The organism is Muricoprocola aceti, assembly GCF_025567005.1.
GTDB lineage: Bacteria > Bacillota > Clostridia > Lachnospirales > Lachnospiraceae > Marvinbryantia > Marvinbryantia aceti.
Window position 1 is genome coordinate 1 of sequence record NZ_JAOQKE010000017.1, and the last position, 17,761, is coordinate 17,761.

14 protein-coding genes are annotated in these 17,761 nt (G+C 41.6%); 12 read left to right on the forward strand and 2 right to left on the reverse strand.

Annotated features, from left to right (window positions below):
- Nucleotides 1–244 precede the first annotated feature (244 nt).
- The 6 genes from OCV47_RS11820 to OCV47_RS11845 are packed head-to-tail and all read left to right on the forward strand — an operon-like array spanning nucleotide 245 to nucleotide 9,609.
- Nucleotides 245–1,249, forward strand: coding sequence for a zinc-binding dehydrogenase (locus OCV47_RS11820; protein ID WP_262655269.1), 1,005 nt, complete (start codon nucleotides 245–247; stop codon nucleotides 1,247–1,249).
- 1 nt (nucleotide 1,250) lies between these two features.
- A complete protein-coding gene (locus OCV47_RS11825; protein WP_262655270.1) occupies nucleotides 1,251–3,806 on the forward strand; it encodes a glycoside hydrolase family 78 protein in 2,556 nt (851 codons plus the stop codon).
- Nucleotides 3,807–3,818: 12 nt separating this feature from the next.
- Nucleotides 3,819–5,501 (forward strand): dihydroxy-acid dehydratase, encoded by a 1,683-nt coding sequence (ilvD, locus tag OCV47_RS11830; RefSeq protein WP_262655271.1) that lies wholly within the window; start codon nucleotides 3,819–3,821, stop codon nucleotides 5,499–5,501.
- Nucleotide 5,502: 1 nt separating this feature from the next.
- Nucleotides 5,503–6,255: an amidohydrolase family protein gene (locus OCV47_RS11835; protein ID WP_262655272.1), complete on the forward strand. Its 753-nt coding sequence runs from the start codon at nucleotides 5,503–5,505 to the stop codon at nucleotides 6,253–6,255.
- Complete coding sequence (locus OCV47_RS11840; protein WP_262655273.1) at nucleotides 6,248–8,020, forward strand: sensor histidine kinase; 1,773 nt, start codon at nucleotides 6,248–6,250, stop codon at nucleotides 8,018–8,020. The genes OCV47_RS11835 and OCV47_RS11840 overlap by 8 nt, the downstream gene beginning before the upstream one ends.
- Entirely contained in the window at nucleotides 8,017–9,609 is a 1,593-nt protein-coding gene (locus OCV47_RS11845) for a response regulator transcription factor (RefSeq protein ID WP_262655274.1), read from the forward strand. Before OCV47_RS11840 ends, OCV47_RS11845 begins: the two co-directional genes overlap by 4 nt.
- Before the next feature lie 286 nt (nucleotides 9,610–9,895).
- Here OCV47_RS11845 and OCV47_RS11850 read toward each other — a convergent pair whose 3' ends face one another.
- Nucleotides 9,896–10,909, reverse strand: coding sequence for an enolase C-terminal domain-like protein (locus OCV47_RS11850; protein ID WP_331481303.1), 1,014 nt, complete (start codon nucleotides 10,907–10,909; stop codon nucleotides 9,896–9,898).
- 298 nt (nucleotides 10,910–11,207) lie between these two features.
- On the opposite strand from OCV47_RS11850, the gene OCV47_RS11855 reads away from it, so the two are divergent.
- From OCV47_RS11855 to OCV47_RS11875, 5 genes are all read left to right on the forward strand, one after another.
- Nucleotides 11,208–12,470, forward strand: a complete 1,263-nt coding sequence (locus OCV47_RS11855; RefSeq protein WP_262655275.1) for an ABC transporter substrate-binding protein — start codon at nucleotides 11,208–11,210, stop codon at nucleotides 12,468–12,470.
- 117 nt (nucleotides 12,471–12,587) lie between these two features.
- Nucleotides 12,588–13,472, forward strand: coding sequence for a carbohydrate ABC transporter permease (locus OCV47_RS11860; RefSeq protein ID WP_262655277.1), 885 nt, complete (start codon nucleotides 12,588–12,590; stop codon nucleotides 13,470–13,472).
- Between the two features lie 169 nt (nucleotides 13,473–13,641).
- Nucleotides 13,642–14,337, forward strand: a complete 696-nt coding sequence (locus OCV47_RS11865) for a carbohydrate ABC transporter permease (protein ID WP_317244366.1) — start codon at nucleotides 13,642–13,644, stop codon at nucleotides 14,335–14,337.
- Nucleotides 14,338–14,341: 4 nt separating this feature from the next.
- Nucleotides 14,342–15,430: a Gfo/Idh/MocA family protein gene (locus tag OCV47_RS11870; RefSeq protein ID WP_262655279.1), complete on the forward strand. Its 1,089-nt coding sequence runs from the start codon at nucleotides 14,342–14,344 to the stop codon at nucleotides 15,428–15,430.
- A gap of 12 nt (nucleotides 15,431–15,442) precedes the next feature.
- Nucleotides 15,443–16,330, forward strand: coding sequence for an alpha/beta hydrolase (locus OCV47_RS11875; protein ID WP_262655280.1), 888 nt, complete (start codon nucleotides 15,443–15,445; stop codon nucleotides 16,328–16,330).
- 278 nt (nucleotides 16,331–16,608) lie between these two features.
- Here the strand turns inward: OCV47_RS11875 and OCV47_RS11880 are convergent, their stop codons facing one another.
- A complete protein-coding gene (locus OCV47_RS11880) occupies nucleotides 16,609–16,851 on the reverse strand; it encodes a hypothetical protein (RefSeq protein ID WP_262655281.1) in 243 nt (80 codons plus the stop codon).
- 372 nt (nucleotides 16,852–17,223) lie between these two features.
- Here OCV47_RS11880 and OCV47_RS11885 point away from each other — a divergent pair, with 372 nt between their 5' ends.
- Complete coding sequence (locus OCV47_RS11885; protein ID WP_262655282.1) at nucleotides 17,224–17,655, forward strand: hypothetical protein; 432 nt, start codon at nucleotides 17,224–17,226, stop codon at nucleotides 17,653–17,655.
- Nucleotides 17,656–17,761: the final 106 nt, after the last annotated feature.

The following is a 17,761-nucleotide window of genomic DNA, read 5'->3' on the forward strand; positions in this document are numbered from 1 at the left end:
ATGTCGGAAAGCCGTGTGAGGGAGAACCTCATGCACGGTTTGATGAGGGGAAAGAGGGCAAAGCCCTCTAACCTACTCTACTTGTTCTGTTTTGTTCGTGATAATGTACGAAAAAGGAGTAAAAAAAAATAAGAATTTAGTAAAAATAGTAAAGGGTTATCCGAAACCTCTTTTATATAATGAAAATGAAAAAATGTATATATTCTTATTAAATGATATTTTTTATTTTCAGGAGGTAACGATTATGGGTAACAGCACAGTGATTTTTACAGGACCATGTCAGGTTGAGATGCAGGAAAAAGAACGTCCTTGTCCAGGTGCAGGAGAAGTTCTTATCAGAACGGAGCAGTCTTTAATCAGTACAGGAACAGAATTAACTTTCCTGAAAGGAGAATATCCGGAAAACTCCAAATGGTCTACCTATATTAATTATCCGATGTCCAGCGGATATTCTAATATTGGTGTAATTGAAGATGTGGGCGAAGGAGTAGTGGAAGAACTTGTGGGCAAACGTGTTGCCAGCTTCAGTGGACATGCGCAGTACGTGATTGCGAAAGCAGAAGAACTTCGTATGATCAATTATGATATTGATCCGGAACATGCAACCTTCTTTGCATTAGCAGAGACCACCATTAATGGTATCCGCAGAACCGGAATCGAATTTGGCAACAGAGTAGTAGTATATGGTGCAGGAATTGTTGGTCAGCTTGCAGCAAGACTGCTTCTGGCAGGCGGATGTACAGAGATTTTCGTAGTGAACAGAAGCGAAAAACGTCTGGAAATCCTTCCGAAATCTCCGGCGATTATTCCGATCTGTTCTTCAAAAGAAGATCCGGTAGAAGTGGTTCGCAGAGTTACAAAAGGCGAGATGGCAGATATCGTAATTGAAACCACCGGAAATGCAGATGTCATTCCGGAAGAGTTCCTGGTACTTCATCAGCAGGGTAAATTCTGTATGCTGAGTTCACCGAAGAAGAAAACCCTTATTGACTTCCATGATTGCAGCAATGCGATCAGTGTAAATATTATTGGTGCACATACTTCTTCACAGGCACCGGTTGCTACATATGATAATCCGTGGACATGTGAACGTAACAGTGAGACATTCTTTAAAATGATTCATAATGGTCAGATTGATATGTCCGGAATGGTTACTCACAGAGCGTCCTATAAAGAAGCACCGGAAATGTATCAGATGTTACTGAATGACCGTACACAGGCCATGGGAGTAGTCCTGGATTGGAGATAAGATGGAAGAAAGATTAAAAGAATTTAAAGCAATATCTTTGCGTTGTGATTATAGAGTAAATCCGATAGGAATTGATAATGTTGCTCCTCGTTTATCCTGGAAGATGAAAGCATATGGTCAGGACAGAGCTCAGAGTGCGTATCGTATTCTGGCAGCAGCTTCGGAAGATGGATTTTATAGTAATCTGTTGTGGGACAGTGGAAAAATGTCCTGTGATAAATCCGTGGGCATTATTTATGGCGGACCGTCATTGTCTTCCAGGGACAGAGTGTACTGGAAGGTACAGATCTGGGATGAAAATGATGTGGAATCCAGCTGGAGCGAATGTGCATTTTTCGAAATGGGCCTTTTGAATGAGAAAGACTGGAGTGCAAAATGGATCTGCGCACCCAATGAAGTAACAGCACCGTATTTTAGAAAAGCATGGCAGTCTGAAACGGTACCGGTAAGCGGTCGTGTGTACATCTGCGGTTTAGGATATTATGAACTTTATATAAATGGCGGCAGATGCGGCACAAAGCTTCTGACTCCGAACCGTACAGATTATGTAGAACGTGCTTTTTACCATACATACGATGTTACCGATATGTTGGGAAGCGGAGAAAATGTGGTTGGCATCGCACTGGGTAACGGATGGTACAACCAAAAAGATAAGATTAATGAAAAGAAATTATGGTATGGTTATCCGAAGCTTCTGGTACAGGTAGAGCTGACATACACAGATGGTAAAAAAGAGATTATAGCAGGTGATGAAAGTTTCCTTTGGAAAGAAAGTCCCCGTGATTACAATAATATTTATTTTGGTGAAATCTATGATGCGAGAAAAGAGATTTCGAACTGGAATAAACCGGGATTCGATGCATCAGACTGGACACCGGCAGCGTTGGCAGAGGCTCCGGGTGGAAAACTGGTAGAACAGAAATCTCCATCAGATGAAGAAATCTGTACACTGCGTGCAAAATCTGTAAATGAAGTAAAACCGGGAATGTATGTCATTGATTTTGGTCAGGATATGACCGGCTGGGTACGTATGAGAGTATCTGGTACGGCAGGTCAGAAAGTGCAGCTTCGTTTTGGAGAAGAACTGTGGCCGGATAGAAAGATTAATTACTATAGTACAGGCAGCGGTTGGAGTCAGCAGAAGGATATTTATATCTTAAGTGGAAAAGATGAAGAGTGGTATGAACCGGCGTTTACCTGGCATGGATTCCGTTATGTAGAAGTGCAGGGGTATCCGGGAAGACCTCAGCTGGATGATTTTACAGCAGTATTTGTACGTTCTGCAGTAGAACGTACAGGTAAATTCATGTGTTCCAATGCATTGATAAATCAGATTACAAAAGCCAGCCTCTGGACAATGGAGAGCGGTCTGCATGGAGGAATTCCGCTGGATTCACCACATCGTGAGCGTCAGGGCTATGGCGGAGATGCGCTTGCTATTGCGAAAGCATTGATGTACAGCTATGACATGCAGGGATTTTTCTCTGACTGGATGGATGATTTTGCAGATGCACAGGATAAAGAAACCGGATTTATACCGCATACTGTTCCGTGTCAGGATGGTGGTGGCGGTCCGGCCTGGGGATGTGCTATGGTTGTGATCACATGGCTTCTTTACCAGTATTATGGTGATACAAGAACAGCTTCAGAACATTTTGACAGTATGGCACATTGGATGAGCTTCCTGCAGACCGGTATGGAAAACGGTATTGTAGAAGGCGAAGGTGCTGACAAAGGCTGTCTTGGTGAATGGTCCACACCGGGCGAAATTTTGATTCCGCCACGTTTTGTAAATACCTTCTTCTATGGATACAGTGCAAAACTCATGGCAGAGATGGCAGAAGTACTGGGAAGATCTGAGGATGTACGTTATTTTGAAGAAGAATATCAGAAAACAGTACAGGCATTTAGAAATGAATTCTATAATTCTGTAAGCGGCAAATACAGCATTGGAGCACAGGGCTCTGAGGCATTTGCCAATAAGCTGGGAAGTATTCGTGAACGTGAATTGGAACAGGTAAAAGAATATCTGGCATATCATGTGGTAAGAGAATGCGAAGGAAATCTGGACACCGGTATTTTTGGAACACCGTTCCTTTTTGAAACACTGGTAGAGTTTGGTCTGGGAGATATTGCCTATAAGATGATCACCAGTGTAACCTATCCAAGTTATGGTTACATGATTACCAATGGTGCAACGACTCTGTGGGAGTACTGGGAAAAAGAATACGGTTTCTATCAGTGCCCGGCAAACCACAATCAGCCGATGTTCGGCAGCATTACAGGATGCTTCTATGAAAAACTGGCAGGCATCATGCCAGTAGAACCGGCATATAAGAAGATTCGTATTGCACCGAATATGATCGGTGAGTTGCGTTATGTATCTGCAGATGTAGAGACACCGTATGGAAAAGTATGTGTGGATTGGGAAAAGAATGACGATGAACTGTTATTGAGCGTTGTTGTTCCGGCAAATACTACGGCTGAAATCTGTATTCCGAATCAGGAAAGTAAACTGGTAGGATCTGGCAGTTATAAGTTTCGTTACCTGCTGTAAAGGAGAAAATATATGAATTACAGGAGTCAGGATATATTAAGAGGAGCTGGTTTTGCAAATGTAAGAGCCTTATATAAGGCAGATGGTTTTACTGATGATGAATTGAAAAGACCCATAATTGCTATTGCTAACTCCTATAACTCCATTTGTCCGGGACACATTGTGTTCCGGCAGATGGCAGACCGCATTAAAGAAGGTATTCAGGCAGCAGGCGGTATGCCGATTGAATTTGGAACCATTGGTGCTTGTGACGGAATTGCCATGGGGCATAATGGGATGCGTTATATTCTACCTGCCCGTGAAATGATTGCGAATGATGTGGAAGCGATGGTTCAGGCGCATCGATTGGATGGAATTGTGCTTTTGGGCAGCTGTGATAAGATTATACCGGGTATGCTGATTGGAGCAATGCGTGTAAATCTGCCGACCATACTGGTTAATGGAGGACCTGCGCTTCCCGGACACATGGGTCAGGGCAATCCTTACGGCGGCGAATATATTGATCATTCTTTTATTCAGCAGTCAGAGGGTGCATTGCGGTCAGGAGATATTACACAGGAAGAGTTTGACTGGATTGAGAATAATGCAGTACCCACAGTGGGTTCCTGCGCAATGCTCGGAACAGCGAATACGATGGGATGTCTGGCGGAAGCGATGGGAATTATGCTTCCGGGAGTGTCTTCCATCCCGGCAGTATACAGCAAACGTATGGCGGCTGCATACGATACAGGAAAAGCCATCGTAGAATTGGTAATGAAAAACATAAGAGTCCGTGATATAATGACAAAAGAAGCTCTGAAAAATGCGATTCGTATTAATTCTGCCATCGGCGGATCCACAAATGCGGTGCTTCATATTCTTGCCATTGCCAGAGAAGGAAAAATAGATCTGGATATCCGTGAATTTGGAGAGGTAAGCAAAGAAGTTGCCCATCTGGTGGCGATGATTCCGGCAGGACAATATACACTGCTTGATTTTTATGAAGCAGGTGGAGTGCCTGCTTTGATGCAGGGAATCGCAGACAATCTGGCGCTGGATGTACTTACCTGCACAGGAGAAACATTGGAAACGAATCTGAAGAGAGCGAAAAATCTTCGACCGGAAGTAATCAGAGCAGGAAAAGATCCTGTGCATACCCGGTCGGGAATTGGAATTCTTTATGGAAATATTGCGCCGGAAGGATCTGTAACAAAGCCGTCTGCGATCCCGGATGATGCATTGTATTTTTGCGGAAAAGCAAAGGTATATGAGGGCGAAGAGGAAGCTTTGAAGAGTATTCGAAGCGGAGACGTCAGTGAAGGACAGGTAGTGGTTATTCGTAATGAAGGACCAAAAGGCGGTCCGGGCATGCCGGAGATGTATAAGGCAATGAAACTTCTTGTTGGAATGGGTCTGGGATCTAAAGTGTGTCTGATCACAGATGGAAGATTTTCCGGTTCTAATAACGGATGTTTTGTAGGACATATTTGTCCGGAAGCAGCCAATGACGGACCGATTGCATATCTGAAAGATGGCGATGAAATAATTGTTGACGTAAAGAATGGAACAATTGATGCTCCGTTTGTTGATTTCGATGCTAGAAGAAAGGAACCGTATACATATAGAAGAAAAGTGGAAGGGTATCTGTATCAGTATGCGAAGAATGTAAAATCTGCATCTTTGGGTGCTGCGATTCCTTCCTGTGAAGGAGAATAATATGAGAGCAATTGATGTACATGCACACTTGGGAGATGACGTGGTTTTTGGCCATTCCATCACCGAGAAAGATTTATTGGACGGGTATCAGGATACCATCGTTCGTGGTGCGATCGTACAGCCATCTCTTCCCAGATTCTCTGTAGAAGCTAACCGGGAGATTCATGACAGGATCGCCCGGTTTTGTGAATGTAAGGAAATGAAAATCTGGGGAATGGCTTCGATATATCCACATTTTACTCATGAAGAATATAAAGCAGAAGCGTATCGCTGTGTAAAAGAGCTGGGATTTGTAGGACTGAAACTGACACCCATCGGGCATGCCTGTGATCCAGAGTCTGAGGATGGAATGCATGCCTTTGCGGTGGCTAATGAACTTGGTGTTCCCATGATGGTGCATACGGGATCCGGAATTCCGTTTTCCAGTCCGATGCATGTGATGAAAGCGGCGAAGGAATTTCCGGAATTGAAGATCGTTCTGGCACATGCAGGAATGGGGATTATGACAAGAGAAGCGGTGATTCTGGCAAAGCTTTGTCCCAATGTATATCTGGAACCGACCTGGATCGGTGTGGCAAATATGAAAGGAATTTACACAGAGCTTGGTGCAGAAAAAATGATGTTTTCTTCTGATCATGTCAACAATGTGGCGGTACAGTACGAAACATTGAGAACGGTAATTCCGGAAAAAGATATGGAACAGGTGTTATATAGAACGGCGGAAGAGGTATATCAGATTAGTCTTTATGCGTAAATGGTTTAATATTTATAAAAATAAATTCAGGAAAATCAGTATTTCGGCTAAAATTCCTCTTGTTATGACTATGGGAGCGGCATTGATCATGGTTCTGTTCCTGAATTTTACCCAGTATTATAATTCGATATCGCTATATGAAAAAGTGGAAGATGCTTCCATGACATACCTGGAAAGTATCGAGAAGCTGATAGATAATATGGTAGGTACGTTAGACAGTTATTCGCGTATCTGTTTTTCTAATGCCTCCGTACAGGAGGTATTGGAAAAACGGGCAAATGATCAAATGGATTTTAATTTGCAGGACGATGTGAATAATTATCTGAGTGAATTGGTAGCAAATATTAAACAGGTGGAGTCTATTTACATATACAGCAATGAGGAACTGGTTGCCTCTGCAGACCTGGTAGCGCAGCATTTTCCAAAACACAGGTCCGTTCGGAATTTTGAATGGTATGATGAAAAAGAAACGGGAGAGTATGATGTGGACTTTTCCTGTGAAGACTTTTATACCAATAAGGACAGAATGACAGAAATCTGTTTCCGAAGACCGATTCGAAGTATGAATACATTTAAGCAGATCGGATATCTGCTGATGACGGTTTCACCGGATGTTTTGCGAGATCTTCTGGTTATTGAAGATGTGGATAAATATGAAAGTATCTTTGGAATGATGAATGATCAGAGAAAGATGATTGTTACATCAGATGAAGCATACAGTGTGCAGATGCAGGAAATCGGGAATCGCATGATTGAGGATGGACAGACGATGACCATGAGAAGTATGGAGGGTCAAAGATATATGTTCTGCATTCTTCAGTCTGAATATGGGTACTATATGGATGCAATCTCTGTGGATGATGCTTACCAGAGAGACAGTCAGAGAAATATGATGGAAATCATCCTGGTAATTCTGCAGATGGCGGCGACGCTGTTTGGAATTGTTTTAATCTCAAGATGGTATACCTGGCCGATCCGAAAGATGATGGAAGCCATGAGCGAAGTGCAGAAAGGAAACTTTAAGCCTTTGAATATGGAATCCGGGCATTATGAGATTCAGGAGCTTATCAATGTTTATAATGAGATGATAGGAACGATCAATGAACTGATCGAACAGACCAAAGAAGCGGAACGGTTAAAAGGAAGGGCAGATTTAAAGGCATTAACGGCACAGATCAATCCTCATTTTTTATACAATACCTTTGACTCTATTAAGTCATTATTTGTATTGAAACGATATGAGGATGCGTATCGTATGATGGATGCCCTGTCGCGTTTTTACAAAATAAACCTTAGTAAAGGTGATGACTTTATTACGATAGAGAAAAATCTTTCCATGCTGAAAAGCTATGTGGATATTCAGCAGATGCGTTTCGGGGGAGAGTTCCAATATATTGCCAATGTGGATCCGGATATTTTGCAGTGGAAAATATTAAAGCTGACCTTGCAGCCTCTGGTGGAAAATGCAATTAATCACGGAATTCATGGATACACAACAAAGGGTGTTATTGAACTGGATATTGTGCGTGTTGGTAAACAGAAGATTCAGATCACTCTGTCGGATAATGGACGCGGAATGTCAGAAGAAACTTTGAGCAAGGCTCTTTCCGGAGAGGAAGGAGAACATGGAAAATCATTCGGATTATTTGCTACTTTGAGTCGACTGCAATATTGTTATGGAGACCGAATGGTTTGGAAAATAGATTCTAAGGAAAATTGTGGAACAACGATAACAATAGACCTTATACTGGAGGGGGTTAGATGATAATAAAGCTGATAATTGTAGATGATGAATATCTGATTCGCCAATTAATACGTAATGGTGTGGAGTGGAAAAAGCTGGGAATCGAAGTGGTGGGGGAGATGGCTTCTGCAAAAGAAGCTATGAGACAGATTCCCATATTGAAACCGGATATTGTCCTGACGGATATCTGCATGCCGGATGTAGATGGTCTGGAATTTGCTGAGCAATTAAAAGAACAGTATCCGGGGATAAAAATTATAACTGTTACGGGACACGAGCTTTTTGAATATGCCAGAAGAGGGATTCGTATCGGAATAGACGGCTATATTTTAAAACCAATCAGTATGGAAGAACTGGAAGAGACTGTTACACAGGTACGGGATAAGATCCGGTCGGAGCGTAGCAGAGATGTGGAAATAAAGAAGCTGTCAGATTTCAAAAAAGGGACAGAAAAAGTAGTTCGAGAGTACTATCTGACAAGGCTTTTGGAATCCGATGTTCAAGAAGACATCCTGAGTGAGCAGTTAAAACAGGAATTGTCAGTGGATAAAAGCGATTTTATCTGGATCGGTGTATTGGAATATAATGTGGGCAGTCTGGAAAATGGAATCTCACAGCAGAACCGTAAGCATAGGGAGGAATGGATCCGGGATTACTGTATAAAGCAGCTGGGAAATATTTTGTGGTTAAAAGACAGGTTTGATCGGTTTGTAATGCTTGATCAGAATCCGGAGACGGATTATTCGGATTTTTTGAGAAAGCTGGAGACAAATTGGAGAAAAAACTTTGACAGTCCGATCTATTATGGAAGTGATGTGATCCGAAAACGACAAAAAAGTATTCATCAGGCTTATGAGAGTGCGGTGGCAAAATTAAATGCGGCGCTGATAAACAGTAATAATGAACTGGATAAGGCAGCGGGACGATTACGCAACCGGGAAAAGTATTCGCAGCTTCTTTCAGCAGATAAGTTAAAGCAATTGCAGTACAGCATGGAATCCAGCGAACCTGTTCGATGGGATAAATTAGCGGATGAATGGTTTGAAGAATGGAATCCGGTAACGACAGAAGATATGGAGCTGCTGAGAATGCAGCTTATGAATACGCTTTTTTATGTATATATGTTTTCAGGAAATCAGTATGAAGAGCTATTGCAGCCTGTCTATATAAGGTTTTATGATAAAAGTAAGCGGACAAAAAATATCAGGGAATTAAAGAACATTTTTATGGAAGCCTGCGGTGAATTCAGCGGAATATTAAAACAGGGAAATCAGACGACGGATACGTCAAACCTGATTTATTCCATGAAACAGTATATAAATGAAAATCTGGATGACCCGGATTTTTCTTTGGGGACCCTTGCAAAAGAGTATTATATGAACAGCAGCTATCTCAGCAGAATATTTAAAAAAGAAATAAAAAGCTCGTTTATAGAATATCTGACAGACCAGCGAATTGATAAAGCAAAGCAGCTGCTTCAGTACAGTGATATGAAAATATATGAAGTGGGAGAACGGATTGGAATCTATAATGCCAACTACTTTGGCATCCTGTTTAAAAAGAAGGTGGGAGTTACTCCCGTGGAATATAGAAAACAATTCGGAAAATAAAAGGAAACCCTTGATAGAAATGACTCTATCAAGGACCTTTTTGGCTTTTGATATTATATAGTTATGGTGTCTGTAAAGAACCATCCTTGTTTCTTGTCTGTGTCCAGGTTGTTACGGTGTGCTGACAGGGATATTTTGCGGCAGTTTTCTCATTGATCGTGATGCCCAATCCCGGTTTGTCATTGGCATAAACATATCCATCCAGTCTATATTCCGGAATTCCGGAGAATACTTCGTGGAGAGGATCATCCGGTTTGGAGGATTTAAAATAAGAGTAGAGATTGCTCTATTCCTGAAGACCAAAATTGGTGGAAGCAAGATCCAGATGAATCACAGCAGCGCATGCAATCGGTGACATGTCGCCGGGACTGTGCCAGCAAGTGCGTACGCCGCACAGATCAGCGAAGGCAGCCATTTTCAGTGCAGGTGTAATACCTCCGATGTCAGAAAGATGAGCACGGACAAAATCAATGCTTTTCTCTATCAGAGGACGTTTCCACTCATTGATGTTCACATTCAGTTCGCCATGACTTAGCGGGGTTGTGCAGTAATTATGAATTTCTCTGAGCCAGTCGATATTTTCCGGAGAGACAACACCTTCCAAAAAGAAGAGGTGGAACGGATCCATTTCATGACAAAACTCTCTGGCCTGAGCAGGATGGATTCTTTCGTGCACATCATGAACAAATTCCATGGCATTGCCAAAATGCAGACGGAGTTTTTCAAACAGCTGTATCGTATTATACATATATTCCCTGGAGTCAAGGTAAGTGCCTGGAAGAGACCCGATTGCAGCGTCTTTTGGTATTTCGCCAAAAGGTGTACCGCCGTAAGAACCATATTGGCAGCGGATGTATTTTAGTCCGATTGATCGAAATGCTTCTACACTTTCGATGACCTTATCGGGATAATTTCCATCAGCGTGGGTGTAGATTGGCACACCTGCTCGAACTTTTCCGCCAAGCAGCTGATACAAAGGCATGTTAGCCATTTTTCCCTTGATGTCCCAGAGCGCCATATCAATGCCTGAGATTGCATTATTTTCAATGGGACCGGAACGCCAGTAGGCATTCTGATGACACAGCTGCCATAAATCAGTAATCTTATCCACTTCTTTTCCGATGACTAATGGAGCGATATAATTGTCAATCAGATGCTTTACGGTTGTAATACGATATGCAAAGGTAGCACATCCAAGGCCGTACAATCCCGGTTCTGTTGTTTCTACTTTTACCACCAGCAGATTGATACCGGCGGGTGCAGTTTCAATGGTATGTATAGAACGGATTTTTGGAATCATAGAATCTCCTTTCTGTGGGAATGAGAAAATTGATATTTTAATTGTACTCAACCCCTTGTGAAATAACTCTTTATTTTTTTACATCAAACCTATTTTTTTACTTTTGTTGTGAAAAGTGCGTAAATAAAATGAAAAAACACAAAAAAATTGGTAATGTCGAACAAAAAAGTAAAATTAATATTGAAAAAAGTAAAAAGTGTGAGGGTTTCTGAAAGAACATTTTTGTATAATGGAGATACTAAAAAACCTGAGGAAGGAGGAGTTATTATCCGGGCGTTGGATAATAACAAAACAAATTATGAAAGGAACTTTCAAAAAAGCAGCAGCATTGGCTTTAGCAGCAATCGGTATGCTGGGAGCAATGAGCACAGTATCAGCTGAGGAAGAAATCACATTGAACCTCGCTCACATTTATGTAAATGAGTCAGACGGACAGGCAATCGGATTCAAGAGAGCACTGGATGCGTACAAAGAAGCTCATCCAAACGTAACCGTTGTAGAAGACACAGCAGATAATGATGCATACAAGACAAAACTGAAAACTCAGTTAGCAGCAGGATCTGTTCCGGATGTTTTCTGTGCATGGGGCGGCGGATTTACAGCACCGTTCGTTGACGCTGGTATCGTTGCAAATCTGGATGCTTATGTAGAAAACGGCACAATCAATATGGACGCTATGATGCCGGGTATCTGCAACAACTTCTATTACAATGATTCTCTGTATGGACTTCCGCTGGACAGCTTCATTGGTGTTCTGATGTGCAACCAGGAACTGTTTGATACATACGGTGTAACAGTTCCGACAACTATGGAAGAAATGTATGCAGCAGCAGAAGTATTTATTGAAAATGGAATCACTCCGATCGCTATGGGTGAAAAAGACAAATGGCCGGGTCTGTTCCCGTTTGGTGTTATTGCTCTGAGATACGGTGGAGTTGAAACAACTACAGCATTACTGAATGGCGAAGGCAACTTCGATCAGGAATTCGTAGTTCAGTCCGCACAGGAACTTCAGAAAATGGTAGAACTTGGCATATTTGCTGATGATAGCGTGGCTCTTACAAATGATGAAGCAATCGAAGAATTCAAACAGGGTCGTGCAGCTATGTGGTACAGTGGAAACTGGCAGGTAGGCGATCTGTCAACAAATTCTCCGCTGGCAGGCAAACTGACACTGGTTAACTGGCCGGCAATTGACGGTGCAGCAGGCGACCAGAACGCATTTGTTGGTGGCGCAAGTGCTTGTCTCGTTGTAAGTGAAAGTAGCGAACACAAAGATGCAGCAGTTGAACTTGCAGCATTCATGAGCCAGTATTTCTCAGATTATGCTTATGAAGAAGGCGCAATCCTTCCGACATGGAAATATGAAGGTGAAATGGAACTGCAGCCGTTCCAGGAAAGACTGCTTGAACTCATGAACAGTGCAGATGGATTCTGTCTGGCATGGGATACACTCCTTGATCCGGAACCGGCAGATGTACATTCTACATCTCTCCAGGGTATCTATGCAAAACAGATGACAGCGGATGATTACATTTCAGCAATGGTAGCTACAAGATAGTTTATTAGGTAGAAGTCGGGCTGTCTAAAAAACAACTATTGGGCCCTGATATGTCAACAGGTATATCAGGGCCTGTTGTATCATTTTAGAGACAGTCTTCGCTCATAAAGGATAAGTATGAAAAAAATATTGGGAAATAAAGTTGCAATCGTCTTATTTACAGTGCCATCGCTTCTTTTGTTTGGCGGCATCATACTTTATTCCATTGTCATGTCATTTCATTATAGTTTACTTGACTGGACCGGATTCGGCGAGGGTACTTTTATAGGACTTACAAATTATGTAAAAATGTTTCAGGATAAAGTGTTTTTAAGATCAGCAGGAAATTCCCTGCTGCTTGGCGGAGTTACATTGCTGACTCAGCTTCCTCTGGCACTTTTTCTGGCGCTACTTTTAACAAGTAATATAAAGGGAGAAAATTTTTATCGTACAGTATTTTTTATTCCAATGACCCTTTCTTCTGTTGTAATCGGTCAGCTCTGGCTGAAAGTTTACAATCCCAATTATGGTATTTTAAACTCTTTGTTGGGAGCAATTGGGGTGGAATCTCTGCAGAGAAACTGGCTGGGCGATGTGGATACGGCATTGTTAAGTGCCTTTGTTCCGATCATATGGCAGAATGTGGGATATCATATGCTGCTGTTCTATACCTCCATTAATGGAATTTCGAAAGATATCATGGAAGCTGCAAAACTGGATGGAGCAACCGGATTTAAAACAGCAATTTATATTACGATTCCGCTGGTGAAGCCGATGATCCGTACCTGTGCAATCTTTGTAGTCATAGGTTCCTTAAAAGCCTTTGATATGATCTATGTATTGACTAACGGAGGACCGGTGCATGTGACGGAAGTACCAAGTTCCCTGATGTTTAGCAGTATTTTTAATTTGAACAAATATGGATATGGAAGCAGTATTTCGATTTTCATTGTAGTGGAATGTATTGTTATGGCAATGGTGCTGCAGAAACTAATCCGTGTTAAAGATGATTCTTACGAATAGGAGGAGACTGAAGATGTCCATAAAATTAGGGTCAAGAAAAGGAAATCGTATTGTCCGCCTCCTTGTTACCATTTTTTTGGTGTTCTGGGCTACAGTACAGATTTATCCCCTTGTGTGGCTGGTGTTTTTTTCCTTTAAAAGCAATGAAGAAATCTTTGGAGGCAATATTATGGGACCTCCATTGGTATGGAAAGTGGAGAATTACTCCAATGCATTGATGGGCGGTAATGTATTCAGATATTTGTTTAACAGTGTATGGGTATCGGTTGTAGTTGTTTTTGTTACCTCCGTTCTCATTGCGACAACGGGATATGCGCTTAGCAGAATGCGATGGAAATTAAAAAAAGCAGCTTATTGGGTATTTATATCCGGTATGACTATTCCGCTGCATGCAACACTGCTTCCGTTATTTATTCTGTTTCGTAATATGGGAATTATGAATAATCCAATGGCGATCATATTCCCTTATATTGTGTTTGCGCTTCCAACCGGAATTTTAATTTTGTCCAATGCATATGCGACGCTTCCTGGTGAACTGGAAGAATCGGCGTGTATCGATGGATGCAATATTTATCAGATGTTCTGGAAAATCATGTTCCCGCTGGTAAAACCAACTCTGGCAGCTATCGCACTTTTCACATTCCTTTCTTCCTGGAATGAATTGATGTTTGCGATGACATTTATCAGTGATCCATTCTGGAAGACACTGACCGTTGGTCTTCAGAGTTTGTCAGGTATGTATTACACAGAATGGGGTCCGATTGGAGCAGGAATGGTTGTTGCAACCGCTCCGGTATTGGTTATTTATCTTCTTTTAAGTAAACAGGTACAGAAAGCACTGATCATGGGTGCGGTGAAAGGATAATAGGATGAAATTAAGAATTGGAATCGTTGGATGTGGAGGAATTGCTACAGGAAAGCATCTTTCCGCTTTGAAAGATAATGGAGATTTATGTGAGATCGTTGCATTTTGCGATGGTTTTGTAGAGAGAGCAGAAGCTGCTGCTGAAAAGTTTGGTGTAGAAGGTGCACAGGTTTGTACAGATTATAAAGAATTACTGGCAAATCCGGACGTGGATGTGGTTTACATTCTGACACCAAATATCAGTCACAGTCCGATCGCGGTAGCAGCATTTGAAGCAAGCAAGCATGTAATGTGCGAAAAGCCGATGGCAGTAAATACAGAAGAAGCACAGAAAATGATGGACGCATGGAAAGCTTCCGGCAAACATTTTTCCATCGGATACCAGAACCGTTTCCGTGGAGATGTACAGCATTTATATGAAGCTTGCCGCAATGGTGATCTGGGAGATATTTATTATGCAAAGGCACATGCGGTAAGAAGAAGAGGTGTACCGACCTGGGGCAGCTTCATTCAGGGAAGTGCACAGGGCGGCGGTCCGCTCATCGATATCGGAACACATTCTCTGGATCTGGCTTTATGGCTGATGGGCAACTATGAAGTGGAATCTGTTACCGGAACGGTATTTAATAAAATGGGCAGATTACCGGAAGCTACAGAAGGTAATATGTGGGGCGCATGGGATACCGAAAAATACGATGTGGAAGATTCTGCAATCGGATATATTAAGATGAAAAACGGAGCACTGATCATTCTGGAATCCAGCTGGGCGCTGAATACTCTGGATGTACGTGAAGCAGAAGTAACACTTTGCGGAACCAAAGCAGGTGCAGATCTTAGAAATCAGTCAGAAGTGGTATATAACAGAGGAATTCACGGAAGACTGATGGAAGAGAAATTTACAGCAGGAAGCGAACCATGGGATTTCTTTGGCGCACGTAATGATGCAGCGTTCCTGGAAGCAAAAGAATGGCTGACTTCTATTATTGAAGACAGAGAACCGTTGGTAAAACCGGAACAGGCATTTGTGGTAACACAGATTCTGGATGCAATTTATGAATCTGCAAAGAAAAATGAAACCATCTGGTTTAAATAGAGAAGGATAAGTATGTCAGAATTAAGCAGGAAAATGCAAATTGAATTTTTGGCCGGGGATAACAGGCGCGATGAGGGCCTGGTTACCCCGGAGGATGTGGTTCGTTATGATAATCTGTCATACGGACCGGATCCTGTCTATCATGTACTGGATGTGTATCGTCCGAAAAAAGAGGACGGATATCTTCCGGTGATCGTCAATGTACATGGCGGCGGATGGGTATACGGAACAAAAGAGACCTATCAGTTCTATGGAATGAATCTGGCGCAGAGAGGATTTGCGGTTGTGAATTTTTCCTATCGCCTGGCTCCCGAGACCAAGTTTCCGGGTCCGCTGGAAGATATGAATCAGGTAATTCAGTGGATGTATGATCATGCAGAAGAATATAAGCTGGATATGGATCATGTCTTTGCGGTGGGAGATTCGGCAGGTTGTAATATCCTGGGAATGTACTGTTCTATCTGTACAGATCATGAATATGCAATGGAATTTCCTTTTGTTGTACCGAATGTTTTCCGACCGAAAGCAATCGCCATGAACTGTGGCGCATTTCGAATCTTTCAACCGGATGGCAGTGTAATCTGGGAAAATGATAAGATTCTGATGCAGGATTATCTTCCAAATGGCGGAGATGAAAAGGAACGGTCATTGATAAACGTTGTGGATCATATTAATCCTGACTTTCCGCCAACATTTATTATGGATGCCTATGGAGATTTCCTGTTGGTTGAAGTTCCATGGTTGGTAGAGGAGCTGGTAAAAAAACAGGTTAGCTATGCGGTGCGGATTTACGGCAGTAAAGACCAGCAGCTGGATCATGTATTCCATGTGAATATAAAACATCCGGTGGCGAAAGTATGTAATGATGATGAATGTAGTTTCTTTAAAAGCTATGTATAAAGGCAATGCCGTTTGGCATTGTTCTTTTTTTACTTTATAGGAAGGGGCTGTCGCATCAAAGGTTAAGTAGACCTTAGATGCTACAGCCCCATTTTATATCTTTAGGGTTTAATTGCACTAGGAAGTGTGGTATACTTATTATAGTATAATTCTTGGAGGGTTAGTTACTATCTGGATGTGAGAAATCTAAGCTTTAATTATAGAAACCCTCAGAGCGGTAACTCTGGGGGTTCGTACTGGCTGAACATAGGATTTTGACTGAAGCCATTTTGCTGCCTTTACAGAAGAGTATCAAAGAAAATCTCTGTCATAAGCTGGACGGCTTTTTTGTAACCTTCCATAAAGGCATGTTTTTCTACTGCTGATGTGTAATCCAGAATAAAATCATGGATATCTTTTGCAAAGATATCTTCCGAGTCTTCTGGAAGATTTGCTTCAACTTTCAGCCACAAAGCAGCAATATCAGCGGTATCTTCGCTGTTTAAACTCCATTCCTGAAAAATTCTTTCCAATTCTTTCATCGTAGTACCTCCAAATAGAATATTTTTTGATGCTAAAAAGGTACAATGCTGAAAGCTCTCCTTTCATTTGAATTGTAGAGACTCAGTCAAATCTAATTAAGCCAGAATGGAAAAATCCTTTATTTTTCAAGGTTTGTAGGACTTCCCTGAATGGTTCGATTCTCTCATCCCCTGCTCCGATAAGTCGAAAAACTTTGTAAATACAAGGGTTTTCGGCTTTTTTGTTTTGTAGTGATTTTAAAATGTAATAATTTTATTCTCTTTTCATAGAAAAGAAAGGGTGACTATGGTATAGTTGTATATGGACCGTTTATTCTGACAGACATGCTGGAAGTACCGGATAAGTTAAAGCTTCTGGTATCAGATTATAAAATGAATTTGTTACAGATAAGAGACAGTGGAAGTCTCAGCTTTCATGATTCAGATGTAGATACGGTATTTGATGTGAGCCGTTCGATTTATGAACGGAATTATGATAAGATCAATACTGTATACAGGAACAGGTTTATATCATCTGAACTTGGAGTTGTGATCGGTGCCATAACAGAATCACAGGAATTAATTGACCATGCTTTAGCATCAGAAGGAAAAGGAGGGCAGGTTAATATGTGCAGTGCTTTAGAAGAATTAAAACAGGAAGGGATGCAGGAAGGAATCCAGCAAGGAATGCAGCAGGGAATCGTGGCAAATATACGAACCTGCAAGAATTTTAAAATCAGTAAAGAAGCAGCAGTAAAAAATATCATGAAGGAATTTGCATTATCAGAAGAAGAAGCAAATGAATATATGAAAAAATACTGGTAATGCAAATAATCAACAAAAAGGTCAGGGTGAAGTCAGTGCGGCTTCACCCTTTTTAAAAATATGTTGAAAGTTGTGTATTCTGTGTATTTAGAACCGTTACATTGAA